Genomic DNA, 17917 nt, shown 5'->3' on the forward strand with positions numbered 1-17917 from the left:
GTCCGTCATCCCGATACCTTGCTCTGATCATCGTCGATCGCCGACTCGGGCGCGTCGCTTTCGGGCGGTACGCCAAGCGCGTCGAGCACGGCACGGGCGGTGGCGACACCGATACCGGGTACCGCGGTGATCTCCGCGATCGACGCCTCCTTCAATCGGGCCACCGAGCCGAAGTGGGTGACCAGTGCTTTCCGGCGATGCTCACCGAGCCCTCGAACCGAGTCAAGCGCCGACGCGGTCATCCGCTTGGAACGCTTGCTGCGGTGATACGCGATCGCGAACCGGTGCGCCTCGTCACGTACGCGCTGCAGCAGGTACAGCCCTTCACTGTTGCGCGGCATGATCAGCGGATCGGGCTCCGACGGAACCCACACCTCCTCGAGACGCTTGGCCAAGCCGATCACCGCGACGTCGGTGATACCCAGTTCGTCGAGCACGGCTTGTGCGGCGTTGACCTGTGGCGCACCGCCATCGACGACGAACAGGTTCGGTGGGTAGGCGAACTTGCGCGACTTTCCTTCCGGTGCAAGCTCTGTGGGATGCTGGCTGTCGTGTAGGTGACGGTAGAACCGGCGCCTGGTCACCTCGGCGATGGAGGCGACGTCGTCTGAACGGCCGTCGCCCGCGGCCTCTCGGATCGCGTAGTGCCGGTAGTCGGACTTGCGCGGTAAACCGTCCTCGAAGACCACCAGGGAGGCCACCACATCGGTGCCCTGCACGTGGCTGATATCGACGCACTCGATGCGCAACGGCGCCTCGGCCAGCCCCAGAGCATCCTGAATACTCTGCAGCGCAGCGGTTCTCGCGGTGAAGTCACCGGCACGCCTGAGCTTGTGCTGAGCGAGCGCATCCTGGGCATTGCGGCGGACCGTCTCGGCGAGGGCGCGCTTGTCACCGCGCTGCGGCACGCGCAACGACACCCGAGAACCCCGCAGCTGGCCGAGCCAGGCGGCCAATTCGTCGGAGTTGCTCGGCAGGCACGGAACCAGCACCTGACGAGGCACGGGATTGGTCGCCTCGTCCCCGCCGCTGTCGCTGGCGTCGCCCAATTCGGCCTGATCGCCGTAGAACTGGGTCAGGAACTGTTCCACCAAACGTTCCTGGCTCGATTCTCCCGGCTCACCGGACTTTTCCACGATCCAACCGCGCTGGCCGCGCACCCGGCCGCCGCGGACGTGGAAAACCTGCACGGCCGCTTCGAGTTCGTCGTCGGCGAATGCCACCACGTCGGCATCGGTGCCGTCGCCGAACACCACCGCCTGTTTCTCCAGCGCCCGTTTCAGAGCGCCGATGTCGTCGCGCAGGCGTGCTGCCCTCTCGAAATCCAGTTCCTCGGCGGCCTCGTTCATCTGGTGTTCGAGGTCGCGCACCAACCGATCGGTCTTACCGGCGAGGAAGTCGCAGAAATCGAGGACGATCTGGCGGTGCTCTTCGGCGCTCACCCGACCGATGCAGGGGGCCGAACACTTGTCGATGTAGCCAAGCAGACAGGGTCGATCGATTTGCCTGTGGCGCTTGAACACTCCGTTAGAGCATGTGCGCGCCGGGAACACCCGCGTCAGCAGGTCGAGGGTTTCGCGGATCGCCCACGCATGCGAATAGGGTCCGAAGTACCGGACGCCCTTGCGCCGGCCCCCGCGGTACACCATCAGCCGCGGATACTCCTCGTTGAGCGTGACCGCGAGCACCGGGTAGGACTTGTCGTCTCGATACCTGATGTTGAACCGCGGATCGAACTCCTTGATCCAGTTGTATTCGAGCTGCAGCGCCTCGACTTCGGTGTTGACCACCGTCCACTCGACGCTGCCCGCGGCCATCACCATCTGACGTGTACGTGGCGCCAGGCTCGCGACGTCGGCGAAGTAGGAGTTCAGTCGGCTGCGCAGGCTCTTCGCCTTGCCGACGTAGATCACCCTGCCGTGTGGGTCGCGGAATCGGTAGACGCCCGGTTCGACGGGAATCGACCCTGGGGCGGGTCGGTACGTCGAAGGATCAGGCACGCAATCCAGGTTACTGCCGCGTTCCGACCGGCCCGATCCACTACCGTCGGGTGATGCGGATCTCGTCGCTGACCAAGGTGATGGCCCCGCTGACCGGGTTGGTGCTGGTACTCGCCGGCTGCTCGAGCGACGACGGCAGCACCGGGTCTGAGGCCGCGGGACCGTGCGCGATCGTCGAGAACGGCACCCCGGTGGTCAAGACCACCGCCGCACCCTCTCCCGGGTCGCCGCCGACGTCCCGCGACATCTCAACCAATCCCGAGGTGGCCACGGGTTACCGCACCGACATGACGCCGGTGCGAACCAGCAGCTTCTCGGTGGTCACCGCTAATCCGCTGGCCACGCAGGCCGCGTGCGAGGTGCTCCGCGACGGTGGCACCGCGGCGGACGCGCTCGTCACCGCGCAGGCCGTGCTCGGCCTCGTCGAGCCGCAGGCGTCGGGCCTCGGCGGCGGCGGCTTCCTGCTCTATTTCGATGCGGCCTCCGGTGAGGTCCAGGCCTACGACGGTCGCGAAATCGCGCCCGCTGCGGCCACGGAGAACTATCTGCGCTGGGTTTCCGAAACCGACCGGACGGAGCCCAAACCGGACGCCAGGGCCTCGGGGCGTTCGATCGGTGTGCCCGGCATCGTGCGGATGCTCACCGAGGTGCACGCCGATCACGGCAAGACGGGCTGGCGCGACCTGTTCGCTCCCGCAGTCCGGATGGCCGACGACGGCTTCGACATCAGCCCGAGGCTGGCCGCGGCCATCGATGACGCGGCGCCCGAGCTCAAGCTCGACCCCCAAGCGGCCGAATACTTCCTCAACGGCGACGGCAGCCCCAAGACGGAGGGCACCCGGCTGACCAACCCGGCGTATTCGAAGACGTTGGGCGTCATCGCCACCGACCCTCAGACGTTCTACACCGGCGCCATCGCCCGCGACATCGTCGCCGCAGCGGCCGACGCCTCCGGGGGCCGGACGCCAAGCCTGATGACCGTCGAAGACCTCGCCAACTACTCGGTCAAGGAACGCGAACCGCTGTGCAGGCCGTACCGCGGACGGGAGATCTGCGGGATGCCACCGCCGTCGTCAGGCGGCATCGCCGTGCTGGCGACGCTCGGCATTCTCGAACACTTCCCGATGGCCGATCACAAACCCAGCGACGTCGACCTCAACGGCGGCCGACCGTCGGTCATGGGCGTACACCTGATATCCGAGGCGGAACGACTGGCGTACGCCGACCGCGACAAGTACGTCGCCGACACCGATTTCGTGCCGCTGCCGGGCGGGTCACCCGACACGCTGCTCGGCAGTGACTACCTCGCCGGTCGGGCCGCGCTGATCTCCGAGCAGCACAGCATGGGCACCGCGAAACCCGGCGAGTTCGGTCCGCCGACCAGCCCCGCACCGCCCGTCCCCGAACACGGCACCAGCCAGGTCAGCATCGTCGACTCACAGGGCAACGCCGCGTCGTTGACCACCACGGTCGAGTCGGCGTTCGGCTCGTTCCACATGGTCGACGGGTTCCTCCTCAACAACCAGCTCACAGACTTCTCGGCCGAGCCGGCCGGCCCCGACGGGGCGCTGGTGGCGAACCGGGTCCAGCCCGGCAAGCGACCGCGCAGCACGATGGCGCCGACCCTGATCTTCGACCGGGCACAGGGCCGGGCCGGCGAGCGCGGACGCCTCTATGCGGTCCTGGGTTCGCCCGGCGGTGCGGCGATCATCCAGTTCGTAGCGAAAACCATTGTGGGAATGCTGGATTGGGGACTCGACCCGCAGCAGGCGGTGTCGATGGTCGACTTCGGCGCGGCGAACACTCCGAAGACCAATGTCGGCGGTGAGCATCCGATCATCGACACCTCCGATAACGGCGATCTCGATCCGCTCGTGCAGGGGTTGCGGGCACTCGGCCATCAGGTGGATCTGGCCGACCAGTCGAGCGGCCTGTCGGCGATCATCCGAGACAGCACAGGCCTCATCGGCGGGGCGGATCCGCGCAGGGAAGGGTTGGTCATGGGCGACACCCGATGACCGAATGTGTGGCCCGGCTCGGTGAATTCGACTGGCAGACGTTCGCTGCCATCCGGTTGAGGGCGCTGTCCGACTCGCTGGGTGAAAAGGATCCAAGCTACCGGGACGAGGCGGCCTTCACCGCAGCGCAGTGGCGGCGGCGGTTGCGCGACCATGCGCAGTTCGTCGCGCTCGACGGTGACCGTCCCGTCGGCATGATCGGGGCGCAGCAGGAGAACAACGAGACCGTGTATCTGTACTCGCTGTGGCTGGAACCCGCGGCACGGGGTCGGGGCCTGGCGCGGCAACTGGTCGCCGCGGCTCTCGAATGGGCGCGCACCAGCAATGTGCACACGGTCCGCTTACGGGTGGCGATCGACAACGCGGCGGCGCGTCAGGTGTACGAGAGCATCGGGTTCACCGTCACCGACGACCAAACCACCTCCGAGCGCGACGAACTCGCGATGTCGCTCAGCGTGAGTTGAGGCCCTTGTAACGCTCGAGGACGTCGCGGACGCGGTCCATCGCGTCGATGGCGCGGCCCTTGTCGACGGCCTGGATCGCCATGATCGGAATGTACTCGTCGTCGGGCAGGTCCACGCGTGCCCATCGCGCGCCCCTCGGGAAAGAGATGTCGACCACATCGGACCACGGAATCGTCTTGTCGTTGACGAGGTTCCGCACGCTCACACCGGCGGCGCCGACTCGCAGCCGGGGCCGGGCGAACATCAAGACCACCCCGGCGATGACGACGCCGAGCAGCGCGATCGCCACCTGGTCGGCGGTCCGAAAGATCACCCCGGTCGAGCTGATCTTCAACAATGCGCCTACCGTCACATGCGCGGCGAGGATCAGCGCTGCGGCAGCGTAAGCGAAATACGGTGCCAGGTGCGGGCGTATCTCGATATCCCAGTCGGTCATGAGCGCGAGCGAATGTCGCGCAACGTCAGCGCGGTCGACAACGCGGCCGCCGCCGCCTGCGCGCCTTTGTCCTCAGACGACGACGGGAGCCCGGCCCGGTCGAGGGCCTGCTGCTCGCTGTTGGTCGTCAGCACTCCGTTGGCCACCGGTGTCGACGCATCCAGCGACACCCGGGTCAAGCCCTGCGTCACCGCGTCACACACATAGTCGAAATGCGGTGTCTCCCCTCGGATCACCACGCCCAGCGCCACGACTGCGTCATGGTCGGCCGCCAGCGCCTGTGCCACAACGGGAATCTCGATTGCGCCCAGCACCCGCACCACCGTGGGATTCTCGATCCCTGCGCCCGCAGCCACTTTGAGTGCCCCGTCGAGCAATGCGTCGCAGATGGTCTCGTGCCAGGTGCTCGCCACGACGGCTAGCTTGAGCCCCGATCCGTCGATGTCTGGAAGATCGGGTACGCCTGTACCACTCACAGGGCTCCACCGAGATCTGTTGGGCGGCGGTCACCGAGCAGGTATACGCCCTCGTCGTAGTCGGCCATGGTGGTGGCCTCGTGATAGGCGTCCAGACCACTCAGGTCGTGGCCCATCCGGTCCCGCTTGGTCATCAGGTAACGGATGTTCTCTTTGTTCGCCCGCACCGGTAGCGGCACGCGTTCGATGATGTGCAACCCGTAACCGTCGAGCCCCACCCGCTTGGCGGGATTGTTGGTGAGCAGCCGCATCGACCGCACGCCCAGGTCGACGAGTATCTGCGCTCCGATGCCGTAGTCGCGGGCGTCGGCGGGCAGGCCGAGCTTGAGGTTGGCGTCGACGGTGTCGTCACCGGCGTCCTGTAGTTGATAGGCCTGCAGCTTGTGCATGAGCCCGATGCCGCGGCCTTCGTGGCCGCGCATGTACAGCACAATGCCACGGCCTTCGCGAGCGACCATCGCCATGGCCGCGTCGAGTTGGGGCCCGCAGTCGCAGCGTCGAGAGCCGAACACGTCACCGGTGAGGCATTCGGAGTGCACACGCACCAATACGTCGTGGCCGTCGCTGGTCGGGCCTGCGATATCACCCTTGACCAGCGCGACATGCTCGACGTCGTCGTAGATGCTGGTGTAACCGACGGCGCGGAATTCGCCGTGGCGGGTCGGTATCCGGGCCTCGGCGATGCGCTCGATGTGCTTCTCGTGCTTGCGCCGCCACTCGATCAGGTCGGCGATCGAGATCAGCGCGAGGTCGTGTTCGTCGGCGAAGATGCGCAGCTCGTCGGTCTGCGCCATCGAGCCTTCGTCTTTCTGGCTGACGATCTCGCAGATCGCACCGGCCGGCTGCAGACCGGCGAGGCGGGCCAGGTCGACGGCGGCCTCGGTGTGCCCGGGACGGCGCAGCACGCCTCCGTCCTTCGCCCGCAGCGGCACGACGTGGCCCGGCTTCGTGAAATCGTCTGCGATGCTTGACGGATCCGCGAGCAACCGCATCGTCGTTGCCCGGTCGGCAGCCGAGATACCCGTTCCCACACCGTTCTTCGCGTCCACCGTAACGGTGTAGGCGGTACCGTGCTTGTCCTGGTTCACCGCGTACATCGGCAGCAGACCCAGCTTGTCGCAGATGGCGCCATCCAGCGGGACGCAGAGGTAGCCGGAGGTGTACCGAACCATGAACGCAACAAGCTCCGGCGTCGCCTTTTCGGCGGCGAAGATGAGATCGCCCTCGTTCTCGCGATCCTCATCGTCGATCACGACGACGGCCTTGCCCGCGGCGATATCTGCCACCGCGCGCTCAACAGTGTCAAGCCTCGTCACCACATCAGTATGAACCACCGGGGTTCAAAACTTATTGCCAGGCCGCTGAGCTGGGCATTTACTCTTGGTTTCGGCGTCGGCGGCACTCTGTGGAACCTCTGTGTATTTTCGGGATTGCTCCTTGGCCGAGGTGCCCGATGTCTACGCTACGTTTCCTGGTCACGCCCAAAGGGACTCATATGAATGCGTCACGATTCGCCGCTCCGAGGCTGCTCTTCGCCGCGTGCGGTGTGGCCGCCTCCGGTCTGTTCCTTGCCGTCGCACCGTCGGCGGCCGCCCAGCCGAGCGACATTGCTCCTCCAGGACCCGGCCCCACCGCGTCCGACGTGATCCCGGCAATGGGAGTGCTCGAAGGAATGTGGCAGCAGTACGTACCCCGAAATGTGGCCCCGCCCGACCAGATGGGCGCGGTCGACCGGTTCTTCAACGATTTCGTTCCGACCACGACTCAGGTCAGCGACCTCTTCACCATCATCCAGCATTTTCGCGGGCCACTCGGCTACTAGACGCTGACGACCGCTGCTCGAAAGTGGCGGCGGCTCAATCGCTTTGCGGAGCGAGCAGCCGCTCGACATACTTGGCGATCACGTCCACCTCGAGATTGACCAGCGTGCCGACCTCGGCACGGCCGAGCGTCGTGAGATCGAGCGTCGTGGGAATCAACGACACCTCGAACCAGTCGTGTCCGAGCCCGGACACCGTCAGCGAGACACCGTCGACGGTGATGGAGCCCTTCTCCACCACATACCGCGACAGCGCGGTGGGAAGTGCGATGCGCACCACGACCCAGCGATCCGACGGGGTGCGCGCGATCACGTGGCCGGTGCCGTCGACGTGGCCCTGCACGATGTGCCCGCCGAGCCGGCTGTTCACCGCCGCCGCACGTTCGAGGTTGACCCGGCCCCCCACCGCGAGACGGCCGAGGCTCGAGCGGTTCAGCGTCTCCCCGATCACATCGGTGGTGAACGTCGCATCCGGGCGCACCTCGACAACGGTGAGGCAGACGCCGTTCACCGCGATCGAGTCACCGTGGCGAGCGTCCGATGTGACGAGGGGCCCGCGGATGGCAAGCCGGGCGAAATCGCCGAGATCTTCCTTGGAGACGACCTCGCCGACCTCTTCGACGATTCCGGTGAACACCTCGCCAGACTATCGAGATCGCGGCCTCCTCCGGCGTGGCCCTGTTCGCCCTGGCAGCGCCCGCGCGCCGAGTCGGTGCACTCGGACCCTTTACGATGCACTCATGCCCACGCGCCTCCTGACGATCTTCGCCGCCCTCGTTGCCGCCATCGCCCTTCTGGCCGGTTGCTCCTCCACATCGGAGGAATCCACGAAGGACCTCCCCGACGGCGCAACCCTGCTGCAGCAGTCCAGCGAAACGACAAAGAAACAGACCAGCGCGCACCTGAAGCTGCAGGTGCAGGGCACGATCGAGAAGCTGCCGATCGAGCAGCTCGAGGGTGACCTGAGCAACGCGCCCACGTTCACCGCACAGGGCAAGGTCAACCTGTTGATGGGGGGCCAGCGCCTGGAGGGCTTGGAGTTCGTGGTCTTCGACGGCGATCTCTATGCAACGTTGACCCCCGGGGGTCAGTTGTCGAACTTCGGTCCTGCAGTCGATATCTACGACGCTTCGCTGATACTCAATCCTGAGACTGGTTTGGGCAACGTGCTGGACAACTTCTCCGACCCGAAGGCCGAGGGTCGCGAATCGGTCAACGGCGTGGAGACCATCCGTGTCACCGGGAACGTCAGCGCCGATGCGGTCAACAAGATCGCCCCGCAGCTCGACATGACCGGTCCAGCGCCGGCAACAGCCTGGATCGCCGAGGACGGCGACCATAAGTTGGCCCAGGTCAAGTTGCAGACCGACTCCGACAGCAGCGTCACTATGACGGTGACGGAATGGGGCAAACCAGTGACGGTCACCAAGCCGCCGGCCGCCTAATGTCGATATCAACTCGAGCCGCGGGCACCGAATCCGTCCTGAGGGCGGGGTCGAATCGGCGAATCGCGATCAGCGCCGGCAGCCTCGCGGTGCTGCTCGGCGCGCTCGATACCTATGTCGTGGTCGCGATCATCACCGACATCATCATCGACATCGGAATCCCGATAAACCAGCTGCAGCGGGTGACCCCGATCATCACCTGCTACCTGCTCGGTTACATCGCCGCGATGCCGCTGTTGGGCCGGGCCTCGGACCGGTTCGGCCGCAAGTTCATCCTCCAGGTGAGCCTGGCCGGCTTCGCGGTCGGATCCGTCGTCACCGCGATGTCGAACGACCTGGTCCCCATGGTGATCGGCCGCACCATTCAGGGCGTCGCCAGCGGTGCGCTTCTGCCGGTCACGCTCGCGCTGGCCGCCGACCTGTGGGCCAGCCGTAACCGCGCCACAGTGCTCGGCGGGATCGGCGCCGCACAAGAGTTGGGCAGCGTGTTGGGACCGCTGTACGGCATCGCCGTGGTGGCGGTGCTGAACACGTGGCGCGACGTCTTCTGGATCAACCTGCCGTTGGCCGCCCTCGCGATGGTGCTGATCCACTTCAGTTTGCCTTCCCGCCTCAAGCCCGAGAACCCCGAACGGGTGGACGTCGTCGGCGGGGTGCTGCTTGCCGTCGCGCTGGGCCTGATCGTGATCGGGCTCTACAACCCGGCGCCCGACGGCCGCAAGATCCTGCCGAGTTACGGGCTTCCGGTGCTGTTGGCCGCACTGGTGGCCGTCGTGGCCTTCTTTGTCTGGGAGAGGTACTCACGCACACGCCTGATCGAACCCGCCGGCGTGCATTTTCGGCCGTTCCTGGCCGCGTTGGGCGCGTCCTTGTGCGCGGGCGCGGCGTTGATGGTGACTCTGGTCAACGTGGAACTGTTTGGGCAGGGTGTGCTCGGAAAGAACCAGACCGACGCCGTGCTCTTGCTGCTGCGCTTCCTGATCGCGCTGCCCATCGGCGCCGTGATCGGCGGGTGGGTCGCGACCCGCATCGGGGACCGCCTGGTGGCCTTCGTCGGTCTGCTGATCGCCGGAGGCGGTTACTACCTGATCTCAATGTGGGGCACCGACGTGCTGACCACCCACCACGACCTCGGGTTCGTCTCCCTGCCGGTGCTCGACACCGACCTGGCGATCGCCGGCCTCGGCCTGGGCTTGGTGATCGGGCCGTTGACCTCGGCGACGCTACGCGTAGTGCCAGCCGCCCAGCACGGCATCGCGTCGGCGGCCGTGGTGGTGGCGCGGATGATCGGCATGCTCATCGGCCTGGCCGGTTTGACCGCATGGGGTCTGTACCGACTAAACCAGCACCTTCAGACCCTGCCATTCCCGCCGGCCAACACGCTTGCCGAACGACTGGCCGCCGAAGCGACCCGCTACCGAGAGGCCTACGTGCTGCAGTACGGCGACATCTTCCTCGTCACGGTCGTGGTCTGCGTCGTCGGCGCCCTGTTGGGCCTCCTCATCGGCGGCAAGCAGGAGCACGCCGACGAACCGGCGGAAGTGGTCGGGGAAACGGCCGCCGATCGCGTCGACGGCGCCTAGCAGCGCTCGAGGCCGGGGCGCAGCAGCAGCGGCTCGGCCGGCTTGACCGGCGCGGCCTCCTCTGCGACAGCCTGGTCGGGCTGAACCCGGAAGGTGTCGCAGATCAACGCCTTGAGGGTCCGGGGGTGCATCGGGCGATAGCTGAGCCAGTCCTGCAGTGCAGTCATGGGTCGTCGTCCTTTGTTCGTGCTCACCAGCGCGCAAATCGTCGGTGAAAGCGCGATTACGGCGGGCCGTACGCGGCCCACTCTGGTACGAGTGTACCGACGTGAGCGCGCTGATTGACTCCTCGACACGCGGGGTATGCGTGGCATCACATCTAACCTCAACGGAGAAAGCTCATGGCAAGTTCACTGAATGGCAAGAAGATTGCGTTCCTGGTCGCTACCGAAGGTGTCGAGCAGGTCGAGCTGACCGAGCCGTGGAAGGCCGTCGAGCAGGCCGGGGGCACCCCTGAACTGGTGTCGACGGAGGTCGGCAAGATCCAGGCGTTCAACCACCTGACCCCCGCCGACACGTTCGAAGCCGAGAAGTCCGCCGATTCGGTGTCGGCGTCCGACTACGCCGCGTTGGTGCTGCCCGGCGGCGTGGCCAACCCGGACAACCTGCGCATGAACGCCGACGCGGTCGCGTTCGCAAAGAGCTTCTTCGACGAAGGCAAACCGGTCGCGGTCATCTGCCACGGACCGTGGACGCTCGTCGAGGCAGACGTGGTGCGCGGACGCACCATGACGTCGTGGCCCAGCGTGAAGACCGACCTGGTGAATGCCGGAGCCAACTGGGTGGATGACGAGGTCGTCGAATGCTCGCGTGGGCCAAACACTTTGGTGTCCAGCCGCAAACCCGATGACCTGCCGGCCTTCTGCAACACGTTGGTCAGCGCTTTCGCGAAGTAGCCGAAACCCCACGCGCCGAGGGCCGTAGCCGGGGTAACGTCGCCGACATGCTCATCGCCGCGCTGCGCGACATGCAGTGGCGAAGGCGACGTTTCGCCATCGCGGTATTGTCCACCGCGATCATTTTCGGGATGACGCTGGTGCTCACAGGTTTGGCCAACGGTTTCCAGACCGAGGCCGAAAGGACCGTCGACAGCCTCGGCGTCGACCAGTTCATCGTGAAGGCGGGTGCGTCGGGTCCGTTCGTGGGTGCCACACCGTTCGCGCCCGTGGAATTGCGCCGTATCGCTGCCGCTCCCGGCGTCGACGCCGCCGCTCCCCTGGCCTACGCCGGCGGCACCGCCACCCTCGACGGGGCGACGCGCAACGTCGACATCTTCGGCGCGCCCGAACGCGGACCGGGTATGCCAGCCGTGATCGAAGGGCGCGCGCCCACGACCCCCGACGAAGTCGCGGTGTCCACCACATTGGGTCGCGGCGTCGGCGATGAGGTCGAGATCGCCTCGCAGACGCTACGTATCGTCGGCCTGGTGGAGAACTCGACCGCATTGGCGAACCTGCCCAATGTGTTTCTCACCACAGAGGGCGCACAGCAGTTGGTGTACGGCGGTGAGCGACTTGTCGCCTCCATTGGGGTGCGCGGCTCCCTTGAGCAGGTGCCGAACGGTTATCGGGCGGTCGACCGCACCGGAGCCATCGAGGATCTGCTGCGGCCGTTGAAGGTGGCCGTCAACTCCATCACGATCGTCGCGGTGCTGCTGTGGATCGTCGCCGCGCTGATCGTGGGTTCGGTCGTCTACCTGTCCGCGTTGGAACGGCTGCGGGACTTCGCCGTCTTCAAAGCGATTGGGGTGCCTACCCGTTCGGTGATGGCCGGACTCGCCCTGCAGGCGGTGATCGTGGCGCTGCTGGCCGCGTTGGTCGGCGCCGGGCTGTCGCTGTTGCTCGGACCGCTGTTCCCCATGCAGGTGATCGTGCCCACAGAGGCCTTCGTCGCGCTGCCGGTGGTCGCGGTGGCGATCGGCCTCATCGCCAGCGCGGCGGGGTTACGTCGCGCCGTGTCAGTCGATCCCGCACTGGCGTTCGGGGGGCCGTGAGCCCATGGGCGATCTGTCGATCCAGAATCTCGTCGTCGAGTACACCAGCGGCGGGCACGCCGTGCGCCCGATCGACGGCATGAACCTCGACGTCGCGGCCGGCTCACTGGTGATTCTGATGGGCCCCAGCGGATGCGGGAAGACAACGCTGTTGTCGTGCCTCGGCGGGATCTTGCAACCCACTTCGGGTGCGATCAAATTCGGCGACGTCGAGGTGACCTCGCTCGGAGCCAACGAACTCGCGACATACCGGCGCGAGACGGTCGGATTCGTGTTCCAGGCCTTTAACCTGGTGCCCAGCCTCACCGCGGTCGAGAACGTGATGGTGCCGCTGCGCGCAAACGGCATGTCGCGCCGGGCTTCCCGGAAGCGGGCCGAACAGCTGCTGGCGCGGGTAGGGCTGCAGGACCGTCTCGAGCACCGGCCAGGCGACCTCAGCGGCGGGCAGCAGCAGCGGGTGGCGGTGGCCCGGGCGATCGCACTGGATCCCCCGCTGATCCTCGCCGACGAGCCCACGGCGCATCTGGACTTCATTCAGGTCGAAGAGGTTCTGAAGCTGATCCGCGAGCTTGCCTCCGACAACCGGATGGTGGTCGTCGCGACACATGACAGCCGGATCCTGCCGCTGGCGGATCGGGTCGTCGAGATGGTGCCGAACTTCGCCTCCACCGACCGCCCACCGGAGACCGTAGAGCTAGAAGCCGGTCAGGTGCTGTTCGAGCAGGGCACCATGGGTGACCAGATCTACATCGTTGACGACGGCGAGATCGAAATCATCCGCGAACTGGCCGGCGGCGGTGAGGAATTGCTGAAGTTGGCGATCGAAGGCGACTACTTCGGCGAGATCGGGCCGCTGTTCCATCTGCCCCGGTCAGCGACGGCCAGGGCGCGCACCGACGCGACCGTGGTGGGCTACACGGTGCAGGCTTTCCGAAAACGGTTGGGGATGGCCGGAGTCCGCGACCTCATCGAGCACCGCCCGCTGAGCGGCGAATTGGACGGGGGCCCGCTGAGCAGCGAGGACGCGGGCCCGCTGGACACCGAGGGCGCGGCTACCCAGGAATGAGGCTCAGCAGCACGTCGGGGCCGATGGGGTCGATCTGATCGAAGCGCCACCGCTGGGCGTGCGCGATGCTCAGCACACCGACATCATCGACTGCGGTAATCGGGCCACCGAGGAGGATCGGTGCGACGTAGGCCAGGATCCGGTTGATGACGCCGGCGCGCAAGAACGCGCCCGCCAACGTCGGACCACCTTCGAGCAGCACATCGGTGCGATCGGACAGCGCCTTGATCACTTCGTGGGGATCGCGGGTACGGATCACCATGGTGCGCGAGTCGTCGTTGAGAACCCTTGCCTCTTGCGAGATCTCGCGCTCTCCGACGACGACCCGCAGCGGCTGACGGTCGGCGAGGGTGCCGTCGGGGAGACGCGCCGTCAGTGCCGGATCGTCGACGAACACGGTGCCGGTGCCGACCACGATCGCGTCGGCGACGGCGCGCCTGCGGTGCACATCCGCGCGGGCGGCTTCGCTGGTGATCCACTGGCTGCTGCCGTCGGCCGCCGCGCTGCGACCGTCCACGCTGGTCGCGAATTTCCATGTCACATGCGGCGATCCGGTGCGCTGTTTGTGCAGCCACTCGCGCAACGGGCCGCCTGCTACCGCGTCGGAGAGCACACCCGCGGTCACGGCCACCCCCTCCCCGGCGAGCCGCGCTGCCCCACCGGCAGCGATCGGGTTCGGGTCGGCGACCGCATACGCAACCGCCGAAACGCCTGCGGCAACAAGCGCATCCACGCAGGGCGGGGTGCGGCCGTAGTGATTGCACGGTTCGAGCGCCACGACGGCGGTTCCTCCGGCGGCGCGCTCGCCCGCCCTACGCAACGCGACCACCTCGGCGTGCGGCCCACCGGGAGGCTCCGTGGCCCCCACACCGGCCACCTCGCCGTCGCGGTCCAGAATGACCGCTCCGACCGGCGGATTGGGATAGGTTGTGCCCTTGACCTTCTCGGCTTGTTGGACCGCCAGCCGCATCGCGGCCTCGAGATTCATGCCCGCAGATGCTTGGAGGCAGCGGCGGCCTGCCTGCGCAACGACTCCACCGCCGCGGCGGGGTCCTCTGCGCTGTAGACGGCCGAGCCCGCGACGAAGCAGTCCACCCCCGCCTCGGCCGCCTGCTCGATGGTGTCGGCGTTGATGCCGCCGTCGATCTCGACGACGATCGTCAACTCGCCCGCGTCCACGAGGCGCCGGGCCGTACCGACTTTCACCAGCACTTCCGGGATGAACTTCTGGCCGCCGAATCCCGGCTCCACCGACATGATCAGCAGCGTGTCGAACTCGGGAAGGATCTCCAGGTACGGCTCCAGCGGGGTGCCCGGCTTGACCGACAGCCCCGCTCTGGCGCCCGCGGCGCGGATGTCGCGGGCGACGCCGACCGGGTTGTCGGTGGCCTCGGCGTGGAACGTGACGTTGTAGGCGCCCGCTTCGGCATACGGCGGCGCCCACCGCTCGGGGTTCTCGATCATCAGGTGGCAGTCCATCGGGATGTCGGTCACCTTCAGCAGCGACTCGACGACGGGCTGACCGATGGTCAGGTTCGGCACGAAGTGGTTGTCCATCACGTCGACGTGCAGCCAGTCCGCACCGCTCACGGCCTCGGCTTCGTCGGCGAGCCTGGCGAAGTCGGCCGCCAGGATCGACGGCGCGATCAGGGGTCCTGCCATGGGCCTACCCTACTTTGAGCACGGCGGCGAACATCGCATCGGTGCCGTGGCGGTGCGGCCACAACTGGACATAGGGCCCAGCTCCGAGATTGTCCGCGGGCGCGAACAGCGGCCGGGTGTCCAGCGCCGTCACGGGGTGTCGGCGCAACGCGTCGGCGACGACGCCAACGGTCTCGGCCAGGTGCGGCGAACAGGTGGCGTAGAGCACCACGCCGCCCGGCCGCGTCAGCCGGATCGCCGACGCCAGGAGTTCACGTTGTAGCTTGGCCAGCGGCGGCACGTCAACGGGCCGTCGCCGCCACCGTGCCTCGGGCCTGCGCCGCAGCGCACCGAGGCCCGTGCAGGGGGCGTCCACGAGCACCCGGTCGAAGCCGGGTTCCACGCCGGGGTCGCGACCGTCGACGCGCAGCACGTCCACGGGAAGGCCGCGGGTGTTCTGTTCGACGAGATCGGCGCGCGCGGGCGCGGGCTCCACCGCGGTGACCCGTGCGCCGTCGGGCGCCAACGCGGCGAGCATGGCCGTCTTCCCGCCGGGGCCCGAGCACAGATCCAGCCAGCGTCCGCCGTCGGTGCCGTCGATCTCGGCCAGGGTCAGCGCCCGCGCGACGAGTTGGCTGCCCTCATCCTGCACCAGCGCATTGCCGTCGCGCACCGCCTGCAACCGGCCCGGGTCACCGCCGGTGAGGTATACCGCGTGGGGCGAATACCGGCCGACCGTGCCGTCGACCTGCTTGGCCAGTTCCTGCGCACTCAACGCCCCTGGGCGCACGGCGAGGTGCACGGCGGGCCGAGCGTCGTCGGCGGCGAGCAGCGCATCGAGTTCACCAGCGTCGGGGCCCAGCGCATCGGCGAACGCTTGCGCGACCCACCGGGGGTGCGCATGCACGAACGCCGAATGACCGATCGGGTCGGTCGCCGCGTCCGGGGCCAGTTCCGCGACCCAGGACTGTTCGTCGCGCGAGGCGATGGTGCGCAACACGCCGTTGACGAAACCGGCACGTGCCGAATCGAACTCGATGCCGGCCTGCTCCACGGTGGTGGACACCGCGGCGTGTTGCTCGACCCGCGTGCGCAGCAGCTGATAGGCGCCGAGCCGCAGAAGGTCCAGCAGGACGGGGTCGATCCTGTCGGTCGCGCGGCCCGCGGCGTGGCTGATGACCGCGTCCAACAGTCCTTTGGTCCGGCAGGCGCCATACGCGAGTTCGGTGGCGAAGGCCGCGTCACGGCCGCTGATGCCGCGTTCCCGCAACAACGCCGGCAGGGCGAGGTTTGCGTAGGCGTCTTTCTCCGAGACGGCACGCAACACGTCGAACGCGACCCGGCGAGCCGGGTCCAGAGGCTTGCGCCGTTGCGGACGGTTGCTGCGCGGCTTGCTCATTCGGCTGTCATTCGGCTCGTGCCGAATCGTCGAGGCGGGCGCCGCGGGCCCAGTCGGCCGCGTTCATGAGCTTCTTGCCCGGTGGCTGAATCTGTCCGAGCAGCGCAGGGTGCGACGCGGTGCCGACGCGCACGCCATCGCGGCCGACGCGGATAGCGCCCGGCGCCAGGGCCTGCGAGGCCTCGTCGACGGTGACGGGAGCGACTTTGACGCGAAGGTCGCCGATCATCGTCCAGGCGCCGGGATTCGGTGTGACGGCGCGGATCCGCCGCTCGACGACATGGGCGGGCAGATCCCACCGCACGCGCGCCTCGTCGACGGTGATCTTCGGGGCGATGGTCACTCCCTCCGAGGGCTGCGGTACCGCCGTCAGCGTGCCGTCGGCGATTCCGTCGAGCGTGCGATCGAGCAGCTCCGCACCCGAAACCGACAGTCGCTCAAGGAGATCGCCTGCCGTGTCCGTCGGTCGGATGGTTTCGGTGACGACACCGTAGACGGGACCGGAGTCGAGGGCAGGTTCGATGAGGAACGTGGTCGCGCCGGTTACGGTGTCCCCCGCCGCGATCGCCGCTTGCACCGGCGCTGCTCCACGCCACGCCGGCAGCACCGAGAAGTGCAGGTTCACCCAGCCGTATTCGGGCACGGCGAGCAGCCGCTCGCTGAGCAGGGCGCCGTAGGCGACCACCGCGCAGCACTCCGGTGCCAGTTCGGTCAGTTCGGCGATGAACTCGTCGGAGTTGGGCTTCGAGGGCCGCAGCAGCGGGATGTCGTGCTCGAGCGCCAGCCTCGCGACCGGCGACGGTGAAGGCTTGCCGCGCCGACCCGATGCCGCATCGGGGCGGGTCAGCACCGCGACAACGTCGTGACGTGGCGATTCGATGAGACGGCGCAGCGCAGGCAGGGCGGGTTCCGGGGTGCCGGCGAAGACGATGCGCACCGCGTCAGTCTAGAGACGGCGCCGGTGACAACGTCCGGGTGCTCAGCGCGGGGTCTGGTAGTACTCCCGTTCGGACACCCCGGTCATCGGTGCGACGAACATCCACGGGATCGTGGTGATCAACCGGTTCAGTGTGGCGACCGAGTCGTTGTAGTACTGGCGCGCGAACGCCAGTTTGTTCTCGCTGTCGGTGAGATTCTCCTGCAGGTTGAGGAAGTTGTTCGACGAGTTCAGCTGCGGGTAGTTCTGGACGAGCGCCAACAGCGGGGCCAGCGCGGTGTCGAGTTGCTTTTCGGCGGCGCTTCGTAGGGCCACCGATGTGCCGGTGGTGGCCGAGGTCAGCGCGGCGCGCGCGTTGGTGACGTGGTCGAGGATGCCCTTCTCGTGCGCGGCGAAGGTCTGCACGGTGTGCACGAGGCTTGGAATCAGCGACGCGCGACGCGTGAGTTCGACGTCGATACCGCTCAGCGCCTCGGCAACGCGTACGTCGGCCGAGCGCAGTTTGTTGTAGCCGACGACGAAGACGATGAACGCCAGCACCGCCAGCACCAGTGCGATCGTCAGTAGCAGCGTCACCATGAGCCGCCTCCTCCCCCTCCGCTGTCTCTTATCCCCCTCTGACGCTGCCGACGAACGCGTA

19 protein-coding genes are annotated in these 17917 nt (G+C 67.3%); 8 read left to right on the forward strand and 11 right to left on the reverse strand.

Annotated features, from left to right (window positions below; genetic code table 11):
• Positions 1-5: 5 nt before the first annotated feature.
• Positions 6-2000, reverse strand: a complete 1995-nt coding sequence (gene uvrC / locus CEX88_RS19890) for an excinuclease ABC subunit UvrC (RefSeq protein WP_094294778.1) — start codon at positions 1998-2000, stop codon at positions 6-8.
• A 53-nt stretch (positions 2001-2053) separates the two neighbouring features.
• On the opposite strand from uvrC, the gene CEX88_RS19895 reads away from it, so the two are divergent.
• A complete protein-coding gene (locus CEX88_RS19895; protein ID WP_202931578.1) occupies positions 2054-4018 on the forward strand; it encodes a gamma-glutamyltransferase family protein in 1965 nt (654 codons plus the stop codon).
• Positions 4015-4482 carry a GNAT family N-acetyltransferase gene (locus CEX88_RS19900; RefSeq protein ID WP_094294779.1) on the forward strand — a complete coding sequence of 156 codons (468 nt, stop codon included), beginning with the start codon at positions 4015-4017 and terminating at the stop codon, positions 4480-4482. The genes CEX88_RS19895 and CEX88_RS19900 overlap by 4 nt, the downstream gene beginning before the upstream one ends.
• Here the strand turns inward: CEX88_RS19900 and CEX88_RS19905 are convergent.
• The 3 genes from CEX88_RS19905 to CEX88_RS19915 are packed head-to-tail and all read right to left on the reverse strand — an operon-like array spanning position 4469 to position 6710.
• Positions 4469-4918: a PH domain-containing protein gene (locus tag CEX88_RS19905; RefSeq protein WP_066842318.1), complete on the reverse strand. Its 450-nt coding sequence runs from the start codon at positions 4916-4918 to the stop codon at positions 4469-4471. The two genes, CEX88_RS19900 and CEX88_RS19905, sit on opposite strands and share 14 nt — an antisense overlap.
• Positions 4915-5394 carry a 6,7-dimethyl-8-ribityllumazine synthase gene (ribH, locus tag CEX88_RS19910; protein ID WP_066842320.1) on the reverse strand — a complete coding sequence of 160 codons (480 nt, stop codon included), beginning with the start codon at positions 5392-5394 and terminating at the stop codon, positions 4915-4917. Before ribH ends, CEX88_RS19905 begins: the two co-directional genes overlap by 4 nt.
• The gene (locus CEX88_RS19915) at positions 5391-6710 is read right to left on the reverse strand and encodes a bifunctional 3,4-dihydroxy-2-butanone-4-phosphate synthase/GTP cyclohydrolase II (RefSeq protein WP_064395633.1); all 1320 of its coding nucleotides are present in this window, start codon (positions 6708-6710) and stop codon (positions 5391-5393) included. Before CEX88_RS19915 ends, ribH begins: the two co-directional genes overlap by 4 nt.
• Before the next feature lie 179 nt (positions 6711-6889).
• Here CEX88_RS19915 and CEX88_RS19920 point away from each other — a divergent pair, with 179 nt between their 5' ends.
• Positions 6890-7216: a hypothetical protein gene (locus CEX88_RS19920; RefSeq protein ID WP_094294780.1), complete on the forward strand. Its 327-nt coding sequence runs from the start codon at positions 6890-6892 to the stop codon at positions 7214-7216.
• A gap of 34 nt (positions 7217-7250) precedes the next feature.
• On the opposite strand, the gene CEX88_RS19925 is transcribed toward CEX88_RS19920, so the two are convergent.
• Positions 7251-7850 (reverse strand): riboflavin synthase, encoded by a 600-nt coding sequence (locus tag CEX88_RS19925; protein ID WP_094294781.1) that lies wholly within the window; start codon positions 7848-7850, stop codon positions 7251-7253.
• 103 nt (positions 7851-7953) lie between these two features.
• Between CEX88_RS19925 and CEX88_RS19930 the strand changes: the two genes are divergently transcribed.
• Together CEX88_RS19930 and CEX88_RS19935 are read left to right on the forward strand one after the other, a co-directional pair.
• Positions 7954-8658 (forward strand): LppX_LprAFG lipoprotein, encoded by a 705-nt coding sequence (locus CEX88_RS19930; protein ID WP_094294782.1) that lies wholly within the window; start codon positions 7954-7956, stop codon positions 8656-8658.
• A complete protein-coding gene (locus CEX88_RS19935; RefSeq protein WP_420799234.1) occupies positions 8658-10241 on the forward strand; it encodes an MFS transporter in 1584 nt (527 codons plus the stop codon). Before CEX88_RS19930 ends, CEX88_RS19935 begins: the two co-directional genes overlap by 1 nt.
• Here CEX88_RS19935 and CEX88_RS26120 read toward each other — a convergent pair.
• Positions 10238-10408: a hypothetical protein gene (locus CEX88_RS26120; RefSeq protein WP_202931579.1), complete on the reverse strand. Its 171-nt coding sequence runs from the start codon at positions 10406-10408 to the stop codon at positions 10238-10240. The genes CEX88_RS19935 and CEX88_RS26120 overlap by 4 nt on opposite strands.
• A 174-nt stretch (positions 10409-10582) precedes the next feature.
• Between CEX88_RS26120 and CEX88_RS19940 the strand changes: the two genes are divergently transcribed.
• From CEX88_RS19940 to CEX88_RS19950, 3 genes are read left to right on the forward strand one after another with little or no spacing between them, the layout of a single operon-like run.
• Positions 10583-11137, forward strand: a complete 555-nt coding sequence (locus tag CEX88_RS19940; protein ID WP_202931580.1) for a type 1 glutamine amidotransferase domain-containing protein — start codon at positions 10583-10585, stop codon at positions 11135-11137.
• A gap of 47 nt (positions 11138-11184) precedes the next feature.
• Positions 11185-12234, forward strand: coding sequence for an ABC transporter permease (locus tag CEX88_RS19945; protein ID WP_094294784.1), 1050 nt, complete (start codon positions 11185-11187; stop codon positions 12232-12234).
• Between the two features lie 4 nt (positions 12235-12238).
• A complete protein-coding gene (locus CEX88_RS19950) occupies positions 12239-13300 on the forward strand; it encodes an ABC transporter ATP-binding protein (RefSeq protein WP_094294785.1) in 1062 nt (353 codons plus the stop codon).
• Here CEX88_RS19950 and ribD read toward each other — a convergent pair.
• Genes ribD through CEX88_RS19975 form a run of 5 tightly spaced genes read right to left on the reverse strand, consistent with a single transcriptional unit; the run spans position 13287 to position 17856 of the window.
• Positions 13287-14288, reverse strand: a complete 1002-nt coding sequence (gene ribD / locus CEX88_RS19955) for a bifunctional diaminohydroxyphosphoribosylaminopyrimidine deaminase/5-amino-6-(5-phosphoribosylamino)uracil reductase RibD (protein WP_094294786.1) — start codon at positions 14286-14288, stop codon at positions 13287-13289. The genes CEX88_RS19950 and ribD overlap by 14 nt on opposite strands.
• Positions 14285-14962, reverse strand: coding sequence for a ribulose-phosphate 3-epimerase (rpe, locus tag CEX88_RS19960; protein WP_094294787.1), 678 nt, complete (start codon positions 14960-14962; stop codon positions 14285-14287). The genes ribD and rpe overlap by 4 nt, the downstream gene beginning before the upstream one ends.
• 4 nt (positions 14963-14966) lie before the next feature.
• Positions 14967-16340, reverse strand: coding sequence for an RsmB/NOP family class I SAM-dependent RNA methyltransferase (locus tag CEX88_RS19965; RefSeq protein ID WP_094294788.1), 1374 nt, complete (start codon positions 16338-16340; stop codon positions 14967-14969).
• A gap of 7 nt (positions 16341-16347) precedes the next feature.
• On the reverse strand, positions 16348-17277 hold the full coding sequence (fmt, locus tag CEX88_RS19970) for a methionyl-tRNA formyltransferase (RefSeq protein ID WP_094294789.1): 930 nt from the start codon (positions 17275-17277) through the stop codon (positions 16348-16350).
• Positions 17278-17319: 42 nt separating this feature from the next.
• Positions 17320-17856, reverse strand: coding sequence for a LemA family protein (locus CEX88_RS19975; RefSeq protein ID WP_094294790.1), 537 nt, complete (start codon positions 17854-17856; stop codon positions 17320-17322).
• Positions 17857-17917 lie beyond the last annotated feature (61 nt).

It is taken from the genome of Mycobacterium neumannii, assembly GCF_002245615.1.
GTDB lineage: Bacteria > Actinomycetota > Actinomycetes > Mycobacteriales > Mycobacteriaceae > Mycobacterium > Mycobacterium neumannii_A.